This is a genomic window from Nocardia cyriacigeorgica GUH-2, assembly GCF_000284035.1.
GTDB classification, from domain to species: domain Bacteria; phylum Actinomycetota; class Actinomycetes; order Mycobacteriales; family Mycobacteriaceae; genus Nocardia; species Nocardia cyriacigeorgica_B.
The window spans coordinates 2,427,437-2,450,187 of sequence record NC_016887.1; the positions used below are offsets into that span (position 1 = coordinate 2,427,437).

Consider the following 22,751-nt stretch of genomic DNA (forward strand, 5'->3'; position numbering starts at 1 on the left):
GGGCTGCGCCCCTTTCGAACCCCGAGGGATCGGGGTTGGGTTTCCCGGGGGCGAGGCCCCCGAACCCCCCGGGAAGAGAGAGGTTTTCTCTCCGGATCGGGTGCTCGAGGGCCAGGCCCTCGAAAACCTTGGGTCCGTCACGGTGTGACAGTTTCATAGAGTTACGGCGGCTATAGCGGTGGGGAAACGCCCGGTCCCATTCCGAACCCGGAAGCTAAGGCCACCTGCGCCGATGGTACTGCACTCGACAGGGTGTGGGAGAGTAGGACACCGCCGGAACATCCTTCACGATAGGGGACCCATACACTGGGTCCCCTATCGTCGTTTGTATACCAATAACGTCCGGCAAACGCCGGGCACACGTCGGATTTCGTGGCCGAGCCACCTATGCGCGAAACTCAGAAAGGGACCACCGTGCCGGAACAGAACGACGGTCGGAAACCCTTCCGCCGCAACGACCCCGAGCGCGGATTCGGAGGCCGCGGCGACAATCGGGGCGACCGCGGTACTTCGGGTGACCGCGGCGGTCGGGGCGGCCACCACGGCGGTGGACGCGACAGCTGGGAGCCGCGCGAAGGCGGCCCCGCTCGGCGCGGACCGCGCAACGACAGCGGCGACCGTAATGAGCAGCGGGGCGGGAATTGGGGTCGCGGCGAGGATCGCGGATATCGGGACCGGCGCGACTCCGATCGACGTAGCTCGTCCGAAGGGCGGCCGCAGTGGCGGGACCGCCGCGACGACGCACCGCGGCGCGATTCGGGCGACCGGCCCTGGAACGACCGCGGCGGAGACCGTCGCGGCGGCGAACGCGGTTCTTCTGCCGGCTCGGACCGTCGTGGTTACGGCCGGACCGGTGATCGCGATGACCGGCGCGGTGGCGAACGACGTGACTGGGGGTCGTCGGACCAGGACCGTCGCGGATTTGGCCGCACGGGTGACCGCGACGACCGGCGAGGGGCCGGCGACCGGCGCCGATACGACGACACCGGCTCATCGGACCGCGGTGGATTCCGCCGCGACCGCGACCGTCCCGAATCCGGCGGGCGCCCGAACTTCGGCGACAAGCCCGGTGGCTACCGGCGCTCCACCGACGATGCGCGCGGTGGACGCGACGACCGCCGCGGTGACGATCGCTACCAGGCTTCCGATCGGGGCGGTTTCCGGCGGTCCGCGGACAAGGGCGGATTCCGGCGCACCTCCGATGACGCCGGCGACCGGCGCAACGTTGAACAGAGCGGTTTCCGCCGACGCGACAGTGACACCGAACGACCGGGCCGCTCCGGCGATCGTCCCGGCGGGTTCCGGCGTTCCTCGGATGATCCTCGTGGCGGCCGCGATGACCGTCGGCATGGTGGAGATCAGGGCGGGTTCCGTCGTCGCGACAGCGAAAGCGGGCGGCCGAGCAGCTCCGGGAACCGTCCCGGCGGGTTCCGTCGCTCCGGCGAGGAATCACGCGGCGGGAGCGGCGGTGGGTTCCGTCGACGTGAGCACGAAGGCGGACGTCCGGGTCAGTCCGAGCGTGGATACGGCAGGCGCGACGACTCGGGCTACCAGGGCAATCGCGGCGGTGGTTTCCGTCGACAGGACGACCGATCGTCGCAGCGCTCCTTCCCCAGCAATGAAGCGAAGAACCGCGCCGACACCGGCCGTGACGCCGGCAAGCGTGGTCGACGTGACGATATTGCGCAGACCGGCCCCGAAGATTCGTTCGAGGACAGCCAGAACCTCGGCGTCGGCGAGACAGTTTCGGAGCAGGCGCCCAGCCGTGGCGCGCAGGCCGGATCGTCGGAAAGCACCCGACCAGGAGAAGGCGCACCGCAGGCCGAGTTGGCCGGCGACCCAGGACACGCGGGAGAGCGCGCCGAATCTACCGAGACTGCTCGTGCTGATGCGCGCGCCGATCGCACCGGTACACCGGATGACACGCACGCCCGGGCGGGCGAGTCCCCTGCCGAGTCGACGACGACCTCCGACACCTCCGCGCGTCGAGTCGAAGCGCCCTCTGGCGGACAAGAGCAGTCGGGGTCGGGCGAGTCGCGCATTGGGTCGCCAGGTACATCTGAAGAGTCTGCTGAGTCCGCGCGTGGAGTCGAGCCGGCCGCGTCCGCAGCATCCGGCCACGATCTACCGCTGTTCCAGGCGGCAGGATCGCCCCAGGCTCAGGGCCAGAGCTCCTCGGCTGACGACGTCGCGTCGCACCGCACCGACGAGACAGCGGCACGCGATGCGGAGCGGAACTCGGCCGCCGCGGGGGATGACCGAACCGCCGCCGACGCACCGTCCGGTCGGCGTGGCGATTCGGATCAGGCGGGCCGACCGGCAGACTTGACCGAAGGCGGTGGCTCGGGCCCGGACGTGTCTGTCGACCGCCGCGACGATGCCGCCGAACAGCGGTCCACGGTGGCCGCACAGACCGGAGAGCGGGGCGATGTGACCGAGAATGGCGACCGTGGCCGGCGCGGAGGAGATCGCGGCTGGAACGAGCGCGGGCCGCGGCGTGAGGAGGGCCGTCGAGGCGACGGGCCCGGTGGCGACCGGCGGCGTGGCGGAGAAGGTGGCCGTGGACCCGGCGGCCGGATGATGGATCGCCGTCCGCCTCGCCCGGAAGAGCCGGATCTGCCTGACGACGTTCAGGCCTCCGATCTCGACACCACCATCCGGCGCGACCTGCTGAGCCTGGACAAGGGCAATGCCGAGACCGTTGCCAGGCATCTGGTGATGGCGGCGCGGCTGCTCGACGACGATCCTGGTCTGGCGCTCGCGCACGCTCGCGCCGCCCGTCAGCGGGCGGGTCGTATCGCTGTGGTCCGCGAGACCGCGGGCGTCGTGGCCTATCACGCGGGCGAATGGGCCGAAGCCCTGTCCGAGCTGCGGACCGCGCGGCGCATGTCGGGCGGGTCCGGTCTGCTCGCGGTGATGGCCGACTGCGAACGCGGGCTCGGCCGGCCCGAACGGGCCATCGAACTGGGCCGCAGCGAGGAAGCCAGGGCGTTGCGTGGCGACGAGGCCACCGAGCTGCGCATCGTGGTGGCCGGGGCCCGGATGGACCTCGGCCAGTACGACCAGGCCGTGGTGACGTTGCAGACCAACGACCTCGACCCGTCCCGCACCGGCTCGGCCGCGGCCCGCCTGTTCTACGCCTACGCCGACGCCCTCGTGGCCGCAGGCCGCACCGACGAGGGCCTGACCTGGTTCCTCAATGCGGCCGCCGCCGACCTCGACGGCGAAACCGACGCCGAGGAACGGGCCGCGGAACTCACCGGCGACGCCTGATCGGAGCGCTGGGCCCGGAGGACCGAACTCCTCGGACAGCTGAGCGACTCCGACGGCGGAGCCGGCCGCCGATGTGCGCGCCGTCGCGCAAACCCTGGCGAGCGGGTGCACGTGCTCCGCGCCGGCTGCTATCGAGTTCCCGGCCACCACTTGTCGGTGGCCGGGCTTACAGTGCCAGGCGGTGGGATCAACTGCCCGCTGATACCGGTCGGCCGTCGGGCCGCGAGGGGTGGGAGGATTTCGATGGTGACGCTCGATCGGTGCGAGGGAGTGAAATGATGCGGGTGCGGGACCGATACGGGGCGCTGCTGCTGGACCTGGACGGGACGCTGTATCGCGGGCAGGCCGTGATCGACGGGGCGCCGGCGGCGCTGGCGGACGGATCGCAGCGGCTGGTCTACGTCACCAATAACGCCAGCCGCGGGCCCGCGGTGGTGGCCGAACATCTGGCCGAGCTCGGATTCCGGGCCGGCACCGGCGACGTGGTCACCAGCGCGCAGGCGGCGGCACGGCTGCTGGCGGAGCGGCTGGAACCGCAGGCGCAGGTGCTGGTCGTCGGCACCGACGATCTCGCCGCCGAAGTGAGCGCCGTCGGACTACGGCCGGTGCGCCGGTTCAATGGCTCGGCACCGGCGGCGGTCGTCCAGGGGCATTCACCCGAGACCGGCTGGCCCGACCTCGCCGAAGCCGCCTACGCGCTGCGTGCGGACGCGCTGTGGATCGCCGCCAATACCGATAAGACGCTGCCGAACGAGCGCGGGCTGGCCCCGGGCAACGGTTCGATGGTGGCGGCGCTGCGGGCGGCGTCGGATCGCGAGCCGATCGTCGCGGGCAAGCCGTACGCCCCGCTGCTCGAAGACGCGCTGGTGCGGGCGGGTACCCGGGACGCGCTGGTGGTGGGTGATCGGCTCGACACCGATATCGAGGGCGCGCAGTGCGTCGAGCTGGATTCGTTGCTGGTGCTCACCGGTGTCAGCACGCTGGCCGACCTCGCCGAATGGCCGGAACACCTCTGGCCCACCTATGTCGCGAACTCGCTGGACGCGCTGAACCAGCCGCCGGTGCCCGCCAGCGGCGGCGGGATCGGTGATCTCGCCGACACCCTGCGCGACAATCCTGGTCGCGCCGTGACGGTACGCGCGTCCCGATCCGAAATCCGATAGCGTTGTCGCCACGATGAGTACTCCCACGCCCCGCCCGCCTGTGCCCGGCCCCCGCCCCGGGGCGCCGCTGCCCGGTCAGCATCTGCCGGGTGCGCAGGGACGTCCGGAACCGGCCGACCCCGACCGCATCCGCACCGAGATCGATGCCCTGCTGGCCGAACTCGGTGCCGGTGCCGGCCCCGGTGACGGTGATCCCGACAGCGGCACCGACATCGCCCGGCGAGCGCACATCCTGGAACAGGCCCACGAGGTCCTGGTGCAGGCGCTGGCGACGGTGGACAAGATCTGAGGTGGCCAGGCGCGCACGAGTGGACGCCGAGCTGGTACGCCGCGGATTGGCCAGATCGCGAGAACACGCGGTCGAGCTGATCGGCGCGGGCCGCGTCCTCATCAATGGCACCGTCGCGGTGAAACCGGCGACGGCGGTGGAACCGGGAACGCCGCTGCTGGTCCGGGAGCAACCTGACGAGGTCTCCTGGGCATCGCGCGGTGCGCACAAACTGCTGGGAGCGCTCGAAGCGTTCGAACCCGAAGGTTTGACCGTCGCGGGGAAACGCTGCTTGGACGCCGGTGCGTCGACCGGTGGGTTCACCGATGTGCTGCTGTCGCGGCAGGCAAGCGAAGTCGTCGCCGCCGACGTCGGCTACGGCCAGCTGGTGTGGCGGTTGCAGAACGACGAACGCGTGCACGTCATGGACCGCACCAACGTGCGCACGCTGAGCGCCGAGGCGATCGGCGGCCCGGTGCAGCTGGTGGTGACCGACCTGTCGTTCATCTCGCTCGCGCTGGTGCTGCCCGCTCTGGCCGCCTGTGCGGCGCCCGGCGCGGATCTGCTGCCGATGGTGAAGCCGCAGTTCGAGGTGGGCAAGGAAAGAGTAGGCTCCGGCGGTGTGGTGCGCGATCCGGCGCTGCGGGCCGAAGCGGTCCGCACGGTGGCCGCGGCCGCGGCCGAATTGGGTTTGCGCACCCTGGCGGCGGTTGCCAGCCCACTGCCGGGGCCGTCGGGCAACGTCGAGTACTTCCTGTGGTTGCGCAACGACGGACCGTTCGACTACGACGAAGCGGCGGTCGCGGCTCTGGTCGAAGGTGCGGTTGAGGAGGGTCCACAGTGAACGCGCTGACGGGCGAGGCCGGCGGGCGGGAGATCCTGCTGGTATCGCATCCGGGCCGGGCCGAGATCATCGAGACCTCGCATCGGGTGGCGAAGATCCTCGCCGACGCGGGCATCGGGCTGCGCGTGCTGGCCGACGAGGCCTACAGCACCAAGTTCGAAGCCGATTCCGGCGCCAGCGGTGGTTATCCGGTGCGGGTCGTCGAACACAAACCCGACGCTGCGCTGGGCTGCGAGATGGTGCTCGCCCTCGGCGGTGACGGCACGTTCCTGCGCGGGGCCGAACTGGCGCGCACCGCGTCGGTGCCGGTGCTGGGAATCAACTTGGGTCGCATCGGATTCCTGACCGAAGCCGAGGCCGAACACCTGGACGAGGCGCTGGCGCAGGTGGTGCGCCGCGACTACCGCGTCGAACAGCGGATGACCATCGACGTGTCGATCCGCGTGGACGACGAGGTGGTCGAAAGCGGTTGGGCGCTCAACGAAGCCAGCATCGAGAACGCCGTGCGCATGGGTGTGCTGGAGGTGGTGCTCGAGGTCGACGGCCGCCCGGTGTCGGCGTTCGGCTGCGACGGCATCCTCATCGCCACGCCCACCGGATCCACGGCCTACGCGTTCTCCGCGGGCGGTCCGGTGGTGTGGCCGGAACTGGAAGCGCTGCTGGTCATCCCCAGTAACGCCCACGCCCTGTTCGCGCGTCCGCTGGTGACCAGCCCGGATTCCCGCATCGCGGTCGAATCCGTTGCCACGGGCCATGATGCGATAGTTTTCCTGGATGGCAGGCGCACCCTCGCCCTGCCGAGGGGTGGTCGAGTGGAAGCGGTCCGCGGCGCCGAACCGGTGCAGTGGGTGCGGTTGGATTCCGCGCCGTTCGCCGACCGGATGGTGCGCAAATTCCAATTGCCCGTGACAGGCTGGCGTGGCCGACGGCGAACGGAGAGCACACGTGCTGACAGAGATCAGGATTGACGGACTCGGCGTCATCTCCACGGCGACCGCGCAATTCCATGAGGGTCTGACGGTCCTGACCGGTGAGACCGGCGCCGGAAAAACGATGGTCGTCACCAGTTTGCATCTGCTGAGTGGTGCGCGTGCCGACGCGGGACGGGTGCGGTTGGGCGCCTCGCGTGCGGTGGTGGAGGGCCGGTTCACCATCGATGAGGTGAACGAGGCGGCGCGCGCCGAGGTGGCCGAGGTGCTGGAAGCGGCGGCCGCCGAACGTGACGACGACGGCAGCGTGATCGCGATCCGCACCGTCGGCAGCGACGGACGATCCCGGGCGCATCTGGGCGGGCGCGGGGTGCCTGCCTCGGTGCTGTCGGATTTCACGGCCCCGCTGCTGACCGTGCACGGGCAGAACGACCAGTTGCGGTTGCAGCGCCCGGATCAGCAGCTGAGCGCGCTGGACCAGTTCGCGGCCGACACCGTCGGGCCGCTGCTGCGCAAATACCAGCAGCATCGCCGGGCCTGGCTGGATGCGCGCACCGAACTGCTCGAACGCACCGCGCACAGCCGCGAACTCGCACTCGAAGCCGACCGGCTCAAGCATTCGCTGGCCGAGATCGACGCCATCGCACCGGAACCGGGCGAGGACGAACGCTTGGTCGCCGAGATTCGCAGGCTCAGCGATCTGGATTCACTGCGCGAGGCCGCCGCCACCGCGCACGATGCGCTGGCCGGCCCGGCCGACAGCCCCGAAACGAACGCCGGTGCGCTGGATGCGCTGGGCACGGCCCGATCCCGGCTCGAGTCGGCCGAGGACCCGGCCCTCGCGGCATTGGCGCCGCGACTGGGTGAGGCGATCGCGGTGGTAGTCGATCTGACGACGGAGCTGAGCGGTTATCTTTCGGATCTGCCGTCCGATCCCGGCGCGCTGGATTCGATGCTCACCCGTCAGGCCGAACTCAAAACGCTCACCCGCAAATACGCGCCCGATATCGACGGGGTGATCGCCTGGGCCGAGGAATCGCGCACCCGGCTGGAATCGCTGGACGTCTCCGAGGAGACCCTCGCGTCGCTGGCCAAAGAGGTCGAGGTGGCCGCCGACAAGGTGCGCGCGGCGGCGAGCAAGCTGACGGCGGCGCGGACCAAGGCAGCCGGCAAGCTCGCCGAGGCGGTGAGCGCCGAGCTGGGCGGGCTGGCCATGGGTAAGGCGCGGCTCGAGGTGGTGGTGCGGCCGGTGCCTGCGGCGCCACAGGATTCGGCACCGCTGACCATCGGGGATACCGAGCTGCACGCAGGCTCATCCGGCGTGGACGAGGTCGAGTTCCGGTTGTCGGCACATTCCGGGGCGCAGTCGCTGCCGTTGAGCAAGAGCGCCTCCGGTGGTGAGCTCTCCCGGGTGATGCTGGCGCTGGAAGTGGTGCTCGCCGGCAGCGAACACGGCGCGACGATGGTGTTCGACGAGGTCGACGCCGGCGTCGGCGGCCGGGCCGCGGTGGAGATCGGGCGCAGGCTGGCGCGTTTGGCGCGCACCCATCAGGTGATCGTGGTGACCCACCTGCCGCAGGTGGCGGCGTTCGCGGACACGCATCTGGTGGTCAACAAGTCCGATGACGGTGACGGTGCGGTGAATTCCGGTGTCCGCGCGCTCACCAACGACGAGCGGGTGATCGAACTGGCGCGCATGCTGGCCGGGCTCGACGACACCGAGACCGGGCGCGCGCATGCCGAGGAGCTGTTGCAGATCGCGCGCTCCGAGCGCGCCACCGCACGCTGAGTCCCCGAAACAAGAGATGGTCGCGCCCGGGCAACCGGACGCGACCATCGTCGTCTGCGGTCAGCTCAGCGCACGGCCTTCTTGGCGCCGTTGATGAACTGGGTGATCAGCACCTTCAGGCCGGCCTCGAGCACCTTGGCGGGCACGGGCAGCGACGGCTCCGACTCCATGGTGTAGGTGACGCGGGTGCCGCCGTCGGCGTCGGCGAAGGTGACGATCCCGACGTGCCGCTTGACCGGCGCGCCCTTGACGATCTTGTATTCCATCCGCTCGCCGGGAACCAGCGCGGTGATCTCCTCGGTGACGCCGACCGGCCCCACGCCGACGTGATGCTGGGCGCCGACGCCTTCGCGTTCGGTGGTGCCCGGCTTGACCAGCTTGAGCTGGACGGGCAGGTAGGGGCTGATGCTCTCGCGGTCGGCGAACAGCCGGTACACGGTCTCCCGCGGTGCGGCGATGACGGTATCGACGGTGGTGCTGGCCATGACGTCTCCTCTTCGGATATCTGTGACCCGGAGAATACGGGTAGTGCCGGGTGCTGCGAAAGGCGCACCCCGGATAATTGCGGGCAGGTGGTGTCAGTTTCCGGGCGGCAGCTGTGCGATCACCTCGGCCACCTCTTCCGCTGGCGGGCGCCCGATTTCGACGACGATGCCGTTCTCGTCGGGCTCGAGCGGTTCGAGGGTGTCGAGTTGGGATTGCAGCAGTGAGGCGGGCATGAAGTGGCCGGCGCGGTGGCCGATGCGGTCGCGGATCTGCTCGGGGCTGCCGGTCAGGTGCACGAAGATCACGCCGTCGCGGCGCAGCACGTCCCGGTAGCTGCGTTTGAGCGCCGAACAGGTGACGATGCCGGGGCGGCGGGCGGACTGACGGGTGTCGATCCAGGCGGCGATACGGTGCAGCCAGGGCGAGCGGTCGTCATCGGTGAGCGGGGTGCCCGAGGCCATCTTGGCCACATTGGTCTCGGGGTGCAGGTCGTCGCCCTCGAGCATGTCCCAGCCCAGCTTCTCCGCCAGCAGCCGCGCCACCGTCGATTTACCGGACCCCGACACACCCATGACGACCAGGACCGGCGTCACACGACCACGCTCAACGCCAGCACTCCGGCCAGACCGCATACCGATATCAGGCATTCCATCACCGTCCACGATTTGAGGTTTTGCGCAACCGACAGCCCGAGAAACTCTTTCACCAACCAAAACCCGGCGTCGTTGACATGGGACAGGAACAGCGAGCCGGATCCGATCGCCAGCACCATCAGCGAGACGTGGGTGTTGGACAGGTCGGCGGCCACCGGCGCCAGAATCCCGGACGCGGTGACGGTGGCGACGGTAGCCGATCCGGTCGCGACCCGGATGAGCACAGCCACCAGCCAGGCCAGAAACAGCACCGGCAGGCTGCTGTCCTGCACGGCGTCGGCGATCAGGTCGGCAATGCCGGTATCGACCAGGACCTGTTTGAAACCGCCGCCGGCGCCGACGATCAGCAGGATGCCCGCGATCGGTGGCAAGGAGCTGTTCATGGTCGCGGCGATGTCGTCGCGGCTCATCCGGGCGGTGTAGCCGAGCAGCACGATGCCGGCCAGCAGACCGATGCCGAGCGCGACGACGGGCGTGCCGAGGAAATCCAGGACGGTCTTCAGCGCCGACGTGGAGTCGGGAGCGATCACGTCGGCGAGAGTTTTGCCGAGCATGAGCAGCACCGGCAACAGGATCGTGCCGATGGCGACCAGGAAGGGCGGCTGGGGCTTCTTGTCGCCGGGTTCGTCGTCGTCGGAGTCGGTGAACAGCTCCGGTACCGGGACGTCGACCCAGCGGGCCGCCAGGGTGCCGAACAGCGGGCCCGCCACGACGACCGTCGGGATCGCAACCAGCACGCCGAAGGCCAGGGTGAGTCCGAGATTGGCATCGAGAGCGTCGACGGCGACGAGTGGGCCGGGGTGCGGCGGCACCAGTCCGTGCATCGCCGACAGGCCCGCCAGCGTCGGGATGGCGATGCGCATCAACGGCAGCCCGGAATGGCGGGCCACCAAGATGATCACCGGCATCAGCAGCACGACACCGATCTCGAAGAACATCGGCAGGCCGATGACGGCACCGACCAGGCCCATCGTCCACGGCATCAGTTTCGGGCCGGACAGATTCAGCAGGGTGTCGACCACGCGGGTAGCGCCGCCGGAGTCTGCCAGCAGTTTGCCGAACATCGCGCCGAAGCCGATCAGGATGCCGACACTGCCCATGGTGGAGCCGAAACCAGTGACGAAACTGTCCACGGTCTCGGCGGCGCCGGACCCGGCCCCGAGGCCGACGCCGATGGCGCCGACGGTGAGTGCGATGAACGGATGAATCTTCAGCCAGGTGATCGCGGCGACGATGACGACGATGCCCGCGACCGCGGCGATGACCAGGTGCCCGGTGCTCACTCGGGTAACCTACGTGGCCTGGGCGGTTTCCCGGCTCGGACTCGCCGGTAGTGAGAGTGCCTCGTTGGTATCACAGTGACGAATGTGGTAGAGCGTCCGGCGCGCCTCCACCAAAGGTTGAGGGTTTGCGGCCATCATCGGCGTCATGAAGATGCTGGCGTTGTTGTCGAAGAACACCGAGACGCTGCCCGGTCGCACCGGAATAGCCCGGGTGGACCGCAACACCCGGCGTTTGCTCAAACGGGTCGGCCCCGGCGATATCGTGGTGCTCGACGAGATGGATCTGGACCGGCTCACCGCCGATCGCCTCGTCGAGGCGGGCGTGGTCGCGGTCATCAATACCTCGCCGTCGATCTCCGGGCGCTACCCCAACCTCGGCCCGGAAGTCCTGGTGGCCAACGACATTCTGCTGCTGGACACGGTCAGCTCGGATGCGTTCACCAAGATCAAGGACGGTGCCAAGATCCGCATCGACGGCGGCGTCGTCTATGCGGATCGGCTCACCAAGAAGGAGCCCGAGGTTCTCGTCGAGGCCATCGAACTCACCGAGGCGGCCATCGCGGAGCGGATGATCGAGGCGCGCAACGGACTCGCCGATCATCTGGAAGCCTTCGCCGGCAACACGATCGAATTCGTGCGCACCGAATCGGCGCTGCTCATCGACGGTATCGGGGTGCCGGATCTGGAGCTGGAGATGCGCGGCAGGCATGTGGTCGTCGTCGGTGACGGCCCCGGTCATGCCGAGGATCTGAAGAAGCTCAAGCCGTTCATCAAGGAGTACGCCCCGATCATGGTGGGCGTCGGGCGCGGCGCCGACACCCTCACCAAAGGCGGCTACCAGCCGGACCTGATCGTCGGCGACCCGGACGAGATCACCACCGCCACATTGAAATCCGGAGCCGAGGTGATCCTGCCCGCCGACACCGACGGGCATGCCAAGGGCCTGGAACGCATCCAGGATCTCGGCATCGGCGCGACGACGTTCCCGTCCTCGGGTGCGCCGACGGATCTGGCGCTGCTGCTGGCCCACCATCACGGTGCGGCGCTGATCGTCACCGCCGGAGCCGCCGCCTCGCTCGACGAATTCTTCGACCGCGGGCGCCGCGACAGCAATCCGGCGACGTTCCTGACCCGGCTCAAGGTCGGCTCCACGCTGATGGACGCCACCGCGGTGGCCACGCTGTATCGCAACCGGGCCTCCGGTACCGCGATCGCGCTGGTGGTGCTGGCCGCGCTGATCGCGGTGATCGTGGTGGTGCTGGCCTCCAATTCCGGTGCCGAGGTGCTGGATTGGACGGTGCAGACCTGGGATCGGCTCGTGCTGTGGGCGCGGGATCTATGGCGTGGGGGAGGCGCGTGATCTCGCTGCGCCAGCATGCGATCTCGATCGCGGCGATCTTTCTCGCGCTCGCCCTCGGTGTGGTGCTCGGCTCGCAGACCCTGGCCTCGGATCTGCTGTCGGGGCTGCGCAGCGACAAGGATGATCTGCGTGCCCAGGTCGACTCGCTCAGCGCGCAGAACCAGCGCTTGACCGGGCAGTTGAACGGCGCCGATGCCTTCATCGCCGGTTCCGCGCCGCGCATACTCGGCGGAACTCTCGCCGACCGCAGCGTGGTCGTGTTCACCACCCCCGACGCCGATCCCGGTGACGTGGACGGCGTCGTGGCGGCCTTGCAGACCGCCGGTGCCGCCGTCGCCGGACGGATCGCGTTCACCGACGCCTTCGTCGACGCCACCGAGGGCGACCGGATGCGCTCCACCCTCACCAACATCATTCCCGCGGGCGCCGAACTGCGCACCGGCGCCGTCGACCAGGGCAGCCTGGCCGGCGATCTGCTCGGCCTGGTGCTGCTGCTCGACCCGGCCACCGGACAGCCGCGCAGCACCCCGCAGGAGCTCGGCCTGGCGCTGGAAACGCTGCGCGGCGGCGGATTCCTCGCCTACGGCGACACCCCCGTGCAGCCGGCGCAGCTGGCCGTCGTCGTCACCGGTGACGGTGCGAAGGCCGACGAGAACAGTCGCGGCGCCAATATCGCCCGCTTCGCCGGCACCCTGCGCGCCCGCGCCGCCGGCGTCGTCCTCGCCGGCCGCCCCGGCGCCGCCGAAGGCGCGGGCCCCCTCGCCGTCGTCCGCGACGACGCCCCCCTCGCCGCCGCCGTCACCACCGTCGACAACCTCGACCGCGACCTCGGCCGCATCACCACCGCCCTCGCCCTATCTGAACAACTGGCCGGCCGCACCGGCCGCTACGGCACCGGCCCCACCGCCACCTCCCTCACCCTCGCCGCCCTCCCGGGCTGAGGGGGCTCGCCCTGCACCAGCTCGATCATCGGCGGTGCTTCTCAGTGAGGCGGGCAGATGTCTCGAGAGGTGTCCCTGCCGCGCGACCGTCGGAGCCCGCACGGCCAGGCTCCGCGGGCATCTCGGCAGCATTCGGGTCATGCTGCGGGGCTCGGGTGCGTGAGCTGGGTCGCAGGCGGTGAGGGAATGGATGACCGGGGTGTGGCGATCGGGTGGCAAACCGGGCGTGGCGTGCGGGGGAGCGGGGGTTTCGTGTTACCGTGAAGACCCGTGGGTCAAACACGGATTCAGGCGCGAACTGCCACGAAACACATCTTCGTCAGCGGTGGTGTCGCCTCCTCACTCGGTAAGGGTCTTACCGCCTCCAGCCTCGGTCAATTGCTGACCGCGCGGGGACTGCGGGTCACGATGCAGAAGCTCGATCCGTACTTGAACGTCGATCCGGGCACCATGAATCCGTTCCAGCACGGAGAGGTGTTCGTGACCGAGGACGGTGCTGAGACCGACCTCGACGTCGGACACTACGAGCGGTTCCTGGACCGGGATCTGTCCCGGGACGCCAACGTCACGACCGGGCAGATCTACTCCTCGGTCATCGCCAAGGAGCGCCGCGGTGAGTACCTCGGCGACACCGTGCAGGTCATCCCGCACATCACCGACGAGATCAAGGCGCGCATCCTGGCCATGCGCGGCCCGGACCTGCAAGGGCAGGAACCGGATGTGGTGATCACCGAGATCGGCGGCACCGTCGGCGACATCGAATCGCAGCCGTTCCTCGAGGCCGCGCGCCAGATCCGGCACGACGTCGGCCGCGACAACGTCTTCTTCCTGCACGTCTCGCTGGTGCCGTACTTGGCGCCATCGGGTGAGCTCAAGACCAAGCCCACCCAGCATTCGGTGGCCGCGCTGCGCAATATCGGTATCCAGCCCGACGCGCTGATCCTGCGCTGCGACCGTGAGGTGCCGCAGTCGCTCAAGAGCAAGATCGCGCTGATGTGCGACGTCGAGGTCGACGCCTGCATCTCCACCCCGGACGCGCCCTCGATCTACGACATCCCGAAGGTGCTGCACCGCGAGGGCCTCGACGCCTATGTGGTGCGCAAGCTGGGCCTGCCGTTCCGCGACGTGGACTGGACGGTGTGGGGCGATCTGCTCGACCGCGTGCATTCTCCGCGCGAGACCGTCGAGGTGGCGCTGGTCGGCAAGTACGTCGACCTGCCCGACGCCTACCTGTCGGTCACCGAGGCGCTGCGCGCGGGCGGCTTCGCCTCGCGGGCCAAGGTGCAGATCCGCTGGGTGCAGTCCGACGACTGCGAGACCCCGGCCGGCGCCCAAGCCGCATTGCGTGACGTCGACGCGGTGCTGATCCCCGGTGGGTTCGGAATCCGCGGTATCGAGGGCAAGGTCGGCGCCATCCGCTACGCCCGCACCCGCGGCCTGCCGCTGCTGGGCCTGTGCCTGGGCCTGCAGTGCATGGTGATCGAGGCCGCGCGGTCGGTGGGTCTCACCGACGCCAATTCGGCCGAATTCGAGCCCGACACCACTCATCCGGTCATCTCCACCATGGCCGATCAGGAGCAGGCGGTGGCCGGTGAAGCCGATCTCGGCGGCACCATGCGCCTGGGTGCCTACCCCGCGGTGCTGGCCAAGGGTTCGGTGGTGGCGCAGGCCTACGGCGCCACGGAGGTCTCCGAGCGGCACCGTCATCGCTACGAGGTGAACAACGCCTACCGCGACAAGATCGCCAAGAGCGGACTGAAGTTCAGCGGCACGTCGCCCGACGGGCACTTGGTCGAGTTCGTCGAACTGCCCGCCGACAAGCACCCGTTCTTCGTCGCCACCCAGGCCCACCCCGAACTCAAGTCGCGCCCGACCCGTCCGCATCCGCTGTTCGCGGCGCTGATCGCGGCGGCGTTGAAATACAAGGCGGCCGAACGGCTTCCGGTCGACATTCCGGGTGAGGAATTGGCCAATGCGGGTGATCAGGCCTCGTAGATGAGCGACAATTCCACCGTGCCGGGTAGCCACGACTTCGAGACCGTGTCCAGCCGGACGGTGTATTCCGGCGCCATCCTGGCGCTGCGGCTGGACCAGGTGGCGATGCCCGATGGCCGGGTCGTGGAACGGGAAGTGGTCGAACATCACGGCGCCGTCGCCGTCTCCGCCCTGGACGACGACGACAACATCGTGCTGATCCGCCAGTACCGGCATCCGCTGGGCACCCGGCTGCTGGAACTGCCGGCCGGGCTGCTCGACATCGACGGCGAGGACCCGCTCGAGGCGGCGAAACGTGAGCTGGCCGAGGAGACCGGGCTGGCGGCCCGGGAGTGGTCCGTGCTGGTGGACGTGGCGCTGTCGCCGGGGTTCACCGACGAGGCGCTGCGGGTGTATCTGGCGCGCGGGCTCTTCGAGACCGAACGGCCCGAACCCGAACACGAGGAAGCCGATCTGGAAGTGGTGCGGATGCCGCTGGCCCAGGCGGTGCGTGCCGCCCTGGCCGGCGAGATCGTCAACGCCACCGCCGTGGCCGGTGTGCTCGCGGTGTCGGCGGCGCGGGCCGAAGGGATGGCCCCGCGCGCGGAGGATGTGCCGTGGCCCGGGCAGCCGACTGCGCTGCTGCGCAGGCAAGCCGGCCGGGCGCGGGACTGACGGGCCACGACGGTGCGTGAGGTGGACGCCTACCTCGACCATCTGGCAGTCGAGCGGGGCGCCGCACGCAACACCCTCGCCGCCTATCGGCGCGACCTGGAGCGGTATCGGGCGTTCCTGGCCGGGCGCGGCATCACCGAACTCGACGCCGTCGTCGAAAGCGATGTCGCCGAGTTCGCCATGGCACTGCGCTCCGGCGGGGCCGGGCATCCGCCGCTGGCGGCCGGTTCGGTGGCGCGTGCCCTGATCGCGGTGCGCGGGCTGCACCGGTTCGCCACCGCCGAGGGCATGACGAGCACCGATGTGGCGCATGCGGTGAAACCGCCGGCACCGGGACGCAGGCTGCCCAAAGCGCTGCCCTACGACGAGGTGCTGAAGCTGCTGGAGGCCGCGGGTGGCGACTGCGGCACCAGCGGTGACGGCGTCGCACGCGGTTTGCGGGACCGGGCGCTGCTGGAGCTGCTGTATTCCACCGGCGCCCGGATCTCGGAGATGGTCGGCCTCGACGTCGACGATCTCGATATGCCCGAGCGTGCGGTGGTGCTGCGCGGTAAGGGCGGTAAACAGCGGATCGTGCCGATCGGCCGTCCGGCGCTGTCGGCGGTGGACGCCTACCTGGTGCGCGGGCGTCCGGTGCTCGCGGCCAGGGGCCGTGGCAACGCCGGTGCGTTGTTCCTGAACGCGCGCGGCGGGCGGCTGTCGCGGCAGAGCGCGTGGCAGGTGTTGCAGAGCGCGGCCGAACGCTCCGGCATCGGCGCCAGCGTCTCCCCGCACACGCTGCGGCACTCGTTCGCCACCCACCTGCTCGACGGTGGCGCCGACGTGCGGGTGGTGCAGGAACTGCTCGGCCACGCCTCGGTGACCACCACCCAGATCTACACGCTGGTCACCGTCAAGACCTTGCGCGAGGTCTGGGCCACCGCCCATCCGCGCGCGACGTGAGCGGCGGTGCGAGCCCCGACGGCCCGTCCGACACCGGTTCGACAGTGCTCCGCAATGGCAACGACAACGAACAGGTAGCGTTTTGTTATCCGTGACGCGGCGTGGCGTCGCGAACACGCCGGTCGGACTCGCGGCACTCGGGGACGAACTAGCGGTAGCGTCTACCGAGAGCTGGACCATCCGAAAGTGAGGTCGTGCACTGATCGGCCTCGCTACGCTCGGCGGGGAACGGGCAGGAACGTAAAAGGAGCAGCGGATCGTGACGACAGCCGGAGCGGCAGAGCCGCCGATGGGTGCTGGGACGGAGCCGCTTACGGACGCCGGCGCGGGACTCGACGCCGACACCGGAGCCTCCTCGGTATGGGGCAATGCCGTGGAGGCGGCGCCGGTGCCCGACGACGTCGAGCTCGGCCCGACCGGGCGTCCGTTGCGTCTGGTTCCCGAACCGCCCGCCGCGGCACCCGGCGGTGACGCCCTGATCATCGCCATGTGCAACCAGAAGGGTGGGGTCGGCAAGACCACCTCCACCATCAACCTCGGTGCCGCGCTGGCCGAATACGGCCGCAAGGTGCTGCTGGTCGATCTCGACCCGCAGGGCGCGCTCTCGGCCGGGCTGGGGGTGGCCCACCACGATCTCGAACTCACCGTGCACAACCTGCTGGTCGGCTCCAAGGTCGCCATCGACGACGTGCTGATGCAGACCAGGGTCGAGAACATGGATCTGCTGCCCAGCAATATCGACCTGTCGGCGGCGGAGATCCAGCTGGTCAACGAGGTCGGCCGGGAACAGACCCTGGGCCGCGCCCTGGAATCGGTGCGCTCGCGCTACGACTACATCCTCATCGACTGTCAGCCCTCGCTGGGCCTGCTCACGGTGAACGCGCTGGCCTGCTCCGACGGGGTCATCATCCCGATGGAATGCGAGTACTTCTCGCTGCGCGGGCTGGCCCTGCTCAACGACACCGTGGAGAAGGTGCGCGACCGGCTCAATCCGCGGCTGAGCCTGTACGGCATCGTGGTCACCATGTTCGATGCGCGGCTGCTGCATTCGCGGCAGGTCATGTCGCGCGTGGTCGAGGTGTTCGGTGATCTGGTGTACGACACCGCGATCTCGCGCACCGTGCGCTTCCCCGACGCCAGCGTCGCGGGTGAGCCGATCACCACGTGGGCGCCGAAATCCGGTGGGGCCGAGGCATATCGGGCGATGGCGCGGGAAGTCATCCACCGGTCCGGCCGGTGACCGGAGCCGCCGAGCCAGCACTGTCGACCGGTACCGATATTTCAGGCTCCACCGATTCATCCATGGGCACCGAGCCCGGCTCGACCACGGCTCCCGAACCCACGTCCGGATTCCATCTGCGGCTGAGCAATTTCGAGGGCCCGTTCGACCTGCTGCTGACGCTGATCAGCCAGCGCCGTCTCGACGTCACCGAGGTGGCGCTGCACAAGGTGACCGACGAGTTCATCGCCTACACCAAGGCGCTGACGGCGGACCTGGCCGAGCAGTCGGGCCTGCGGGCGGACAAGATCCTCGATCAGACCACCGAATTCCTGGTCGTCGCCGCGACCCTGCTCGATCTGAAGGCGGCCCGGCTGCTGCCGTCGGGTGAGGTGACCGACGCCGAGGATCTGGAACTGCTCGAGGCGCGCGATCTGCTGTTCGCCCGGCTGCTGCAATACCGGGCCTTCAAGCAGGTCGCCGAACTGCTCGGCGAGCTGGAGGCGGCGGCGCTGCGCCGGTATCCGCGCGCCGTCGGGCTCGAGGACCGTTTCACCGACCTGCTGCCCGAGGTGACCCTCGGCGTGGATGCGGCCGGATTCGCCGAGATCGCGGCCGCGGCGTTCCGGCCACGGCCGGTGCCGACGGTCGGCCTGGACCACCTGCACGCGCATGCGGTCTCGGTCGCCGAACAGGCCACGATCGTGCTGGAACGGCTCAAGGAACGCGGTGCGGGCGGCTGGACCACCTTCGCCGAACTGGTCGCCGACTGCACCGCCCCGATCGAGATCGTGGCCCGGTTCCTGGCGCTGCTCGAGCTCTATCGCGGCAAGACCATCGAGTTCGAGCAGCCCGATCCGCTCGGCCCGCTGGCGGTGAGCTGGATCGGCGAACGCCCCGACGACGAGCACGCGCAGGACCCGGTGACCATCGAAGAGGATTACGGATGACCGACGCAGTGGCAGAGTTCACCCCCGAGCCCCTCGACGACGACGAATTCCGCTCGGCGCTCGAGGCGATTCTGCTCGTCGTCGACACTCCCGCCCCGGTAGAACAGCTGGCGGCGGCCCTCGACGACAGCACCGAACGGGTCGAACGCACCCTGCGGGAGATGTCGGCGCAGCTGTCGGCGCGGCGGTCCGGGATCGATCTGCGTTTCGCCGGTGACGGGTGGCGCTTCTATACTCGCAGCGAGTACGCGCCGTATGTGGAACGGTTGCTGCTCGATGGCGCCCGGTCGAAATTGACCAGGGCCGCCTTGGAAACGCTGGCGGTGGTGGCATACCGCCAGCCGGTGACCCGGACCAGGGTCAGCGCGGTGCGCGGGGTGAACGTCGACGGCGTCATGCGCACCCTGCTGGCCAGAGGGTTGATCGCCGAAGCAGGCGTCGACCCGGAGACCAACGGGACGCTCTACCGCACGACCGAACTGTTCCTGGAACGGGTCGGGCTGGCGTCACTGAGCGATCTGCCACCACTGGCGCCCCTGCTACCGGGCGTCGACCTGATCGATGAGATCAACGAGAGCCTGGAGACGGACCCCCGCTACACCAGGCTGAAGAAGCCCGCCGAGGACGATCTGGATCTCGGCACCGAGGATTGACAGGACAACGTGAATACACCCGCTCGCCGAGATGGCACACCGGACCGTAGGAAACGTAACGACCAGCACCCCAGGAGTGGGCGGCCGGTCGGCACCCGCGATGCGCGGGCAGCCCAGCGCGGCGTCACCCCGCGCGGCGCTGCCGGCGCCGACCCTCGGCGCGGCAGCGGCGGATCGGCCGGCGCCCAGCGTGGCGGCTCGGCGACCCCGGCGCAGCGCGGTGCACAGGGCGCCGCCCGCAGGCCCGATCGGGCGCAGCCGCCCCGCAAGAACAAGCCGCCCAAGCCGCAGCGCCAGACCGCCTCGGCGCCGCAGCTGAGCAACGCCAAGCCGGCCAAGCGCCAGCATGTCGAACCCGCCGAGGGCACCCACACCAAACTGCCCTGGGGCGAGGGTGAGCGCTTGCAGAAGGTGCTGGCCAAGGCCGGTGTCGCCTCCCGGCGCGCCGCCGAGGACATGATCGCGCAGGGCCGCGTCGAGGTCGACGGGATGATCGTGCGCGAGCAGGGTCTGCGCATCGACCCGCAGCACGCCGTCATCCGGGTGGACGGCACCCGCGTGGTGGTGCGCGAGGAACTGGTGCACCTGGCGCTGAACAAGCCCAAGGGCTGGCAGTCGACCATGTCCGACGATCTGGGCCGCCCGTGCGTCGGCGATATCGTCGCCGAACGCATCGCCGCCGGTCAGCGGCTGTTCCATGTGGGTCGCCTGGACGCCGACACCGAGGGCCTGCTGCTGCTCACCAACGATGGCGATCTGGCGCATCGGCTGATGCATCCGTCGTTCGAGGTGTCCAAGACGTATCTGGCCACCGTCAACGGTGAGGTGCACCGCGCGGTCGGCAAGCAGCTGCGCGACGGTGTCGAACTGGAGGACGGTCCCGCGAAGGTCGACCGTTTCCAGGTGCTCGATATCGGTGAGGGACGTTCGCTGGTCAAGATCGTGTTGCACGAAGGGCGCAAGCACATCGTGCGCCGGCTGCTGGACGCGGTCGGCCATCCGGTGACGCGGCTGGTGCGCACCGATATCGGCCCGGTGGCGCTGGGCGATCAACGACCGGGCACCCTGCGGGTGCTGGGTCGCGATGAAATCGGCAAACTCTACGAGGCGGTGTCGTTGTGAACGGTGTGGAGAGCGCGGTCGAGGTGCCCGGGCAGCTGTCGGGGTCCGCGTCGCTGGTGGTGGCGATGGACGGGCCGTCGGGGACCGGCAAGTCCAGCGTGTCGCGCCGGCTCGCCGCCCGGCTGGGCGCCCGCTACCTCGACACCGGTGCCATGTACCGGGTCGCGACGCTGCGGGTGCTGCGCGAAGGCGTCGACCTGACCGACCCTGCCGCCATCGCGGCCGCGGTCGCGGATCTGCCGCTGACCATCGGCACCGACCCCAGCCATGAGCTGATTCAGCTCGACGGCGCCGACGTGTCCGGCGAGATCCGTGGTGACGCGGTCACCAAGGCGGTGTCGGCGGTGTCGGCGGTGCCCGAGGTGCGTGAGGCGCTGGTGGCGTTGCAGCGCGAAATCGCGGTGTCGGCGGGCCGGATCGTGGTCGAGGGCCGCGATATCGGCACCGTCGTGCTCACCGACGCCGACGCCAAGATCTACCTGACCGCCTCCGCCGAGGCGCGGGCCCAGCGGCGCAACCAGCAGAACATCGCCGAGGGGCGAGGTGACGACTACGCCGCGGTGCTGGCCGACGTGCAGCGCCGCGACACCCTCGATTCCACCCGCAAGGTGTCCCCACTGCGCCCCGCCGCGGACGCGGTGCTGGTCGACACCAGCGAACTGAGTATGGACGAGGTCATCGACGAGCTGTATCGCGTTGTCGCGCAGCAGGTTTCGGTGCGCACGACGGGAGAGGCCAAATGAGCGAGGATGTGCTCGCCGGCGACGGTGTATGGAGCGACGAATCCGAATGGGAGATCACCGATCTCGACGGTGATCTGGAGGCGGGCGAACATATCGCGATGCCGACCCTCGCCGTCGTCGGGCGGCCCAACGTCGGCAAGTCGACGCTGGTCAACCGGATCCTCGGCCGTCGCGAGGCGGTGGTGGAAGACGTGCCAGGGGTGACCCGCGACCGCGTCTCCTACGAGGCCAACTGGGCCGGGCGCCGGTTCCTGGTGCAGGACACCGGCGGCTGGGAACCCGACGCCAAGGGGTTACAGCAGTCGGTGGCCCGGCAGGCCGAACTGGCGATGAACACCGCCGACGCGATCCTGCTCGTCGTCGACGCGACCGTCGGCGCGACCGCGACCGACGAGGCCGCGGTGAAGGTGCTGCGCCGGTCGAAGACGCCGGTCATCCTGGTCGCGAACAAGGTCGACGATCAGCGCGTCGAGGCCGATGCCGCCACGCTGTGGTCGCTGGGTCTGGGTGAGCCGCGGATGGTGTCGGCCGCGCACGGTCGTGGCACCGGCGATCTGCTCGACGACGTGCTCGAGGTGCTGCCGGAAACCCCGCGTGAGGGCACCGGCGGGACCGGTCCGCGCCGTGTCGCGTTGGTCGGCAAGCCGAATGTGGGCAAGTCGAGCCTGCTCAACAAGCTGTCCGGCGATGAGCGCTCGGTCGTGCACGATGTCGCCGGTACCACCGTCGACCCGGTCGACACGCTGGTCGAATTGGGCGGCAAGGTCTGGAAATTCGTCGATACCGCCGGCTTGCGCCGCAAGGTGTCCACGGCCAGCGGCACCGAGTTCTACGCCTCGCTGCGCACCAAGTCGGCGCTGGAGGCCTCCGAGGTGGCGATCATGCTGATCGATGCCTCGCAGCCGATCACCGAACAGGATCTGCGGGTGATCAGCCTGGTCGCCGATTCCGGGCGCGCGCTGGTGCTGGCGTTCAACAAGTGGGATCTGGTCGACGAGGACCGCCGCTTGCAGTTGGAGAAGGAGATCGACCGCGAGTTGGTACGGGTGCCGTGGGCGCAGCGGGTCAATATCTCCGCCCACACCGGCCGGGCCGTGCAGAAGCTGGTGCCGGCCATGGAGACCGCGCTCGAATCCTGGGACAAGCGCATTCCGACGGGCCGGTTGAACAATTGGCTCAAGGAAGTCGTCGCCGCGACCCCGCCGCCGATGCGGGGCGGGCGTCTGCCGCGCATTCTGTTCGCCACCCAGGCCACCACCCGTCCGCCGACATTCGTGCTCTTCACCACCGGCTTCCTGGAGGCGGGCTACCGTCGCTTCCTGGAGCGCAGGCTGCGCGAGGAATTCGGTTTCGACGGTTCGCCGGTGCGGATCTCGGTGCGAGTGCGGGAGAAGCGGCCCCGCAAGTAGGCGCACAGTCAGCGCGTCAGTCGCTGGAGCCGCTGCAACTGCGGTCCGACGGGCCCGTCCTCGCCGGGACGGGCC

At 69.6% G+C, this 22,751-nt stretch carries 22 protein-coding genes and 1 rRNA gene; 18 read left to right on the plus strand and 5 right to left on the minus strand.

Annotation, left to right across the window (positions count from 1 at the left end; all coding sequences use genetic code 11):
* The first annotated feature begins 162 nt into the window (after window positions 1-162).
* Window positions 163-279, plus strand: a 5S ribosomal RNA gene (rrf, locus tag NOCYR_RS10915).
* A 711-nt stretch (window positions 280-990) separates the two neighbouring features.
* On the opposite strand, the gene NOCYR_RS10920 is transcribed toward rrf, so the two are convergent.
* Entirely contained in the window at window positions 991-1,350 is a 360-nt protein-coding gene (locus tag NOCYR_RS10920) for a hypothetical protein (protein WP_048833259.1), read from the minus strand.
* A 99-nt stretch (window positions 1,351-1,449) separates the two neighbouring features.
* Window positions 1,450-1,848: a hypothetical protein gene (locus NOCYR_RS10925; protein ID WP_148280598.1), complete on the minus strand. Its 399-nt coding sequence runs from the start codon at window positions 1,846-1,848 to the stop codon at window positions 1,450-1,452.
* 507 nt (window positions 1,849-2,355) lie between these two features.
* Between NOCYR_RS10925 and NOCYR_RS28315 the strand changes: the two genes are divergently transcribed.
* The 6 genes from NOCYR_RS28315 to recN all read left to right on the plus strand — a co-directional run bounded on the left by NOCYR_RS28315 (window position 2,356) and on the right by recN (window position 8,266).
* Complete coding sequence (locus NOCYR_RS28315) at window positions 2,356-3,273, plus strand: tetratricopeptide repeat protein (protein WP_370012180.1); 918 nt, start codon at window positions 2,356-2,358, stop codon at window positions 3,271-3,273.
* 275 nt (window positions 3,274-3,548) lie between these two features.
* Window positions 3,549-4,436, plus strand: coding sequence for an HAD-IIA family hydrolase (locus tag NOCYR_RS10935; protein WP_014350425.1), 888 nt, complete (start codon window positions 3,549-3,551; stop codon window positions 4,434-4,436).
* A gap of 13 nt (window positions 4,437-4,449) precedes the next feature.
* On the plus strand, window positions 4,450-4,725 hold the full coding sequence (locus NOCYR_RS10940; RefSeq protein ID WP_048833261.1) for a hypothetical protein: 276 nt from the start codon (window positions 4,450-4,452) through the stop codon (window positions 4,723-4,725).
* 1 nt (window position 4,726) lies between these two features.
* Entirely contained in the window at window positions 4,727-5,548 is an 822-nt protein-coding gene (locus NOCYR_RS10945; protein WP_048833262.1) for a TlyA family RNA methyltransferase, read from the plus strand.
* Window positions 5,545-6,516, plus strand: coding sequence for an NAD kinase (locus NOCYR_RS10950; RefSeq protein ID WP_014350428.1), 972 nt, complete (start codon window positions 5,545-5,547; stop codon window positions 6,514-6,516). Before NOCYR_RS10945 ends, NOCYR_RS10950 begins: the two co-directional genes overlap by 4 nt.
* A complete protein-coding gene (recN, locus tag NOCYR_RS10955; protein WP_014350429.1) occupies window positions 6,494-8,266 on the plus strand; it encodes a DNA repair protein RecN in 1,773 nt (590 codons plus the stop codon). The genes NOCYR_RS10950 and recN overlap by 23 nt, the downstream gene beginning before the upstream one ends.
* Before the next feature lie 65 nt (window positions 8,267-8,331).
* Here the strand turns inward: recN and NOCYR_RS10960 are convergent, their stop codons facing one another.
* The 3 genes from NOCYR_RS10960 to NOCYR_RS10970 form a co-directional block, all read right to left on the minus strand.
* The gene (locus NOCYR_RS10960) at window positions 8,332-8,751 is read right to left on the minus strand and encodes an SRPBCC family protein (protein WP_014350430.1); all 420 of its coding nucleotides are present in this window, start codon (window positions 8,749-8,751) and stop codon (window positions 8,332-8,334) included.
* A gap of 93 nt (window positions 8,752-8,844) precedes the next feature.
* The gene (locus tag NOCYR_RS10965; protein ID WP_048833263.1) at window positions 8,845-9,384 is read right to left on the minus strand and encodes a gluconokinase; all 540 of its coding nucleotides are present in this window, start codon (window positions 9,382-9,384) and stop codon (window positions 8,845-8,847) included.
* Complete coding sequence (locus NOCYR_RS10970) at window positions 9,342-10,688, minus strand: GntP family permease (RefSeq protein ID WP_014350432.1); 1,347 nt, start codon at window positions 10,686-10,688, stop codon at window positions 9,342-9,344. Before NOCYR_RS10970 ends, NOCYR_RS10965 begins: the two co-directional genes overlap by 43 nt.
* Window positions 10,689-10,833: 145 nt before the next feature.
* Here NOCYR_RS10970 and steA point away from each other — a divergent pair, with 145 nt between their 5' ends.
* The 11 genes from steA (at window position 10,834) to der (ending at window position 22,676) form a co-directional block, all read left to right on the plus strand.
* A complete protein-coding gene (steA, locus tag NOCYR_RS10975; protein ID WP_014350433.1) occupies window positions 10,834-12,048 on the plus strand; it encodes a putative cytokinetic ring protein SteA in 1,215 nt (404 codons plus the stop codon).
* The gene (locus tag NOCYR_RS10980) at window positions 12,045-12,989 is read left to right on the plus strand and encodes a copper transporter (protein WP_014350434.1); all 945 of its coding nucleotides are present in this window, start codon (window positions 12,045-12,047) and stop codon (window positions 12,987-12,989) included. The genes steA and NOCYR_RS10980 overlap by 4 nt, the downstream gene beginning before the upstream one ends.
* Window positions 12,990-13,259: 270 nt before the next feature.
* A complete protein-coding gene (locus NOCYR_RS10985) occupies window positions 13,260-14,984 on the plus strand; it encodes a CTP synthase (protein WP_048833265.1) in 1,725 nt (574 codons plus the stop codon).
* Window positions 14,985-15,638, plus strand: a complete 654-nt coding sequence (locus NOCYR_RS10990) for an NUDIX domain-containing protein (RefSeq protein ID WP_014350436.1) — start codon at window positions 14,985-14,987, stop codon at window positions 15,636-15,638. It abuts the gene before it with no gap.
* 12 nt (window positions 15,639-15,650) lie between these two features.
* Window positions 15,651-16,580 (plus strand): site-specific tyrosine recombinase XerD, encoded by a 930-nt coding sequence (gene xerD / locus NOCYR_RS10995; RefSeq protein WP_014350437.1) that lies wholly within the window; start codon window positions 15,651-15,653, stop codon window positions 16,578-16,580.
* 259 nt (window positions 16,581-16,839) lie between these two features.
* Window positions 16,840-17,820 carry a ParA family protein gene (locus NOCYR_RS11000; protein ID WP_231856061.1) on the plus strand — a complete coding sequence of 327 codons (981 nt, stop codon included), beginning with the start codon at window positions 16,840-16,842 and terminating at the stop codon, window positions 17,818-17,820.
* Between the two features lie 62 nt (window positions 17,821-17,882).
* Window positions 17,883-18,749: a segregation and condensation protein A gene (locus NOCYR_RS11005; RefSeq protein WP_014350439.1), complete on the plus strand. Its 867-nt coding sequence runs from the start codon at window positions 17,883-17,885 to the stop codon at window positions 18,747-18,749.
* Entirely contained in the window at window positions 18,746-19,402 is a 657-nt protein-coding gene (scpB, locus tag NOCYR_RS11010) for an SMC-Scp complex subunit ScpB (protein WP_014350440.1), read from the plus strand. Before NOCYR_RS11005 ends, scpB begins: the two co-directional genes overlap by 4 nt.
* A gap of 9 nt (window positions 19,403-19,411) precedes the next feature.
* Window positions 19,412-20,524, plus strand: a complete 1,113-nt coding sequence (locus tag NOCYR_RS11015) for a pseudouridine synthase (RefSeq protein ID WP_014350441.1) — start codon at window positions 19,412-19,414, stop codon at window positions 20,522-20,524.
* 65 nt (window positions 20,525-20,589) lie between these two features.
* On the plus strand, window positions 20,590-21,267 hold the full coding sequence (gene cmk / locus NOCYR_RS11020; protein WP_048834091.1) for a (d)CMP kinase: 678 nt from the start codon (window positions 20,590-20,592) through the stop codon (window positions 21,265-21,267).
* Complete coding sequence (der, locus tag NOCYR_RS11025) at window positions 21,264-22,676, plus strand: ribosome biogenesis GTPase Der (protein WP_014350443.1); 1,413 nt, start codon at window positions 21,264-21,266, stop codon at window positions 22,674-22,676. Before cmk ends, der begins: the two co-directional genes overlap by 4 nt.
* Window positions 22,677-22,751 lie beyond the last annotated feature (75 nt).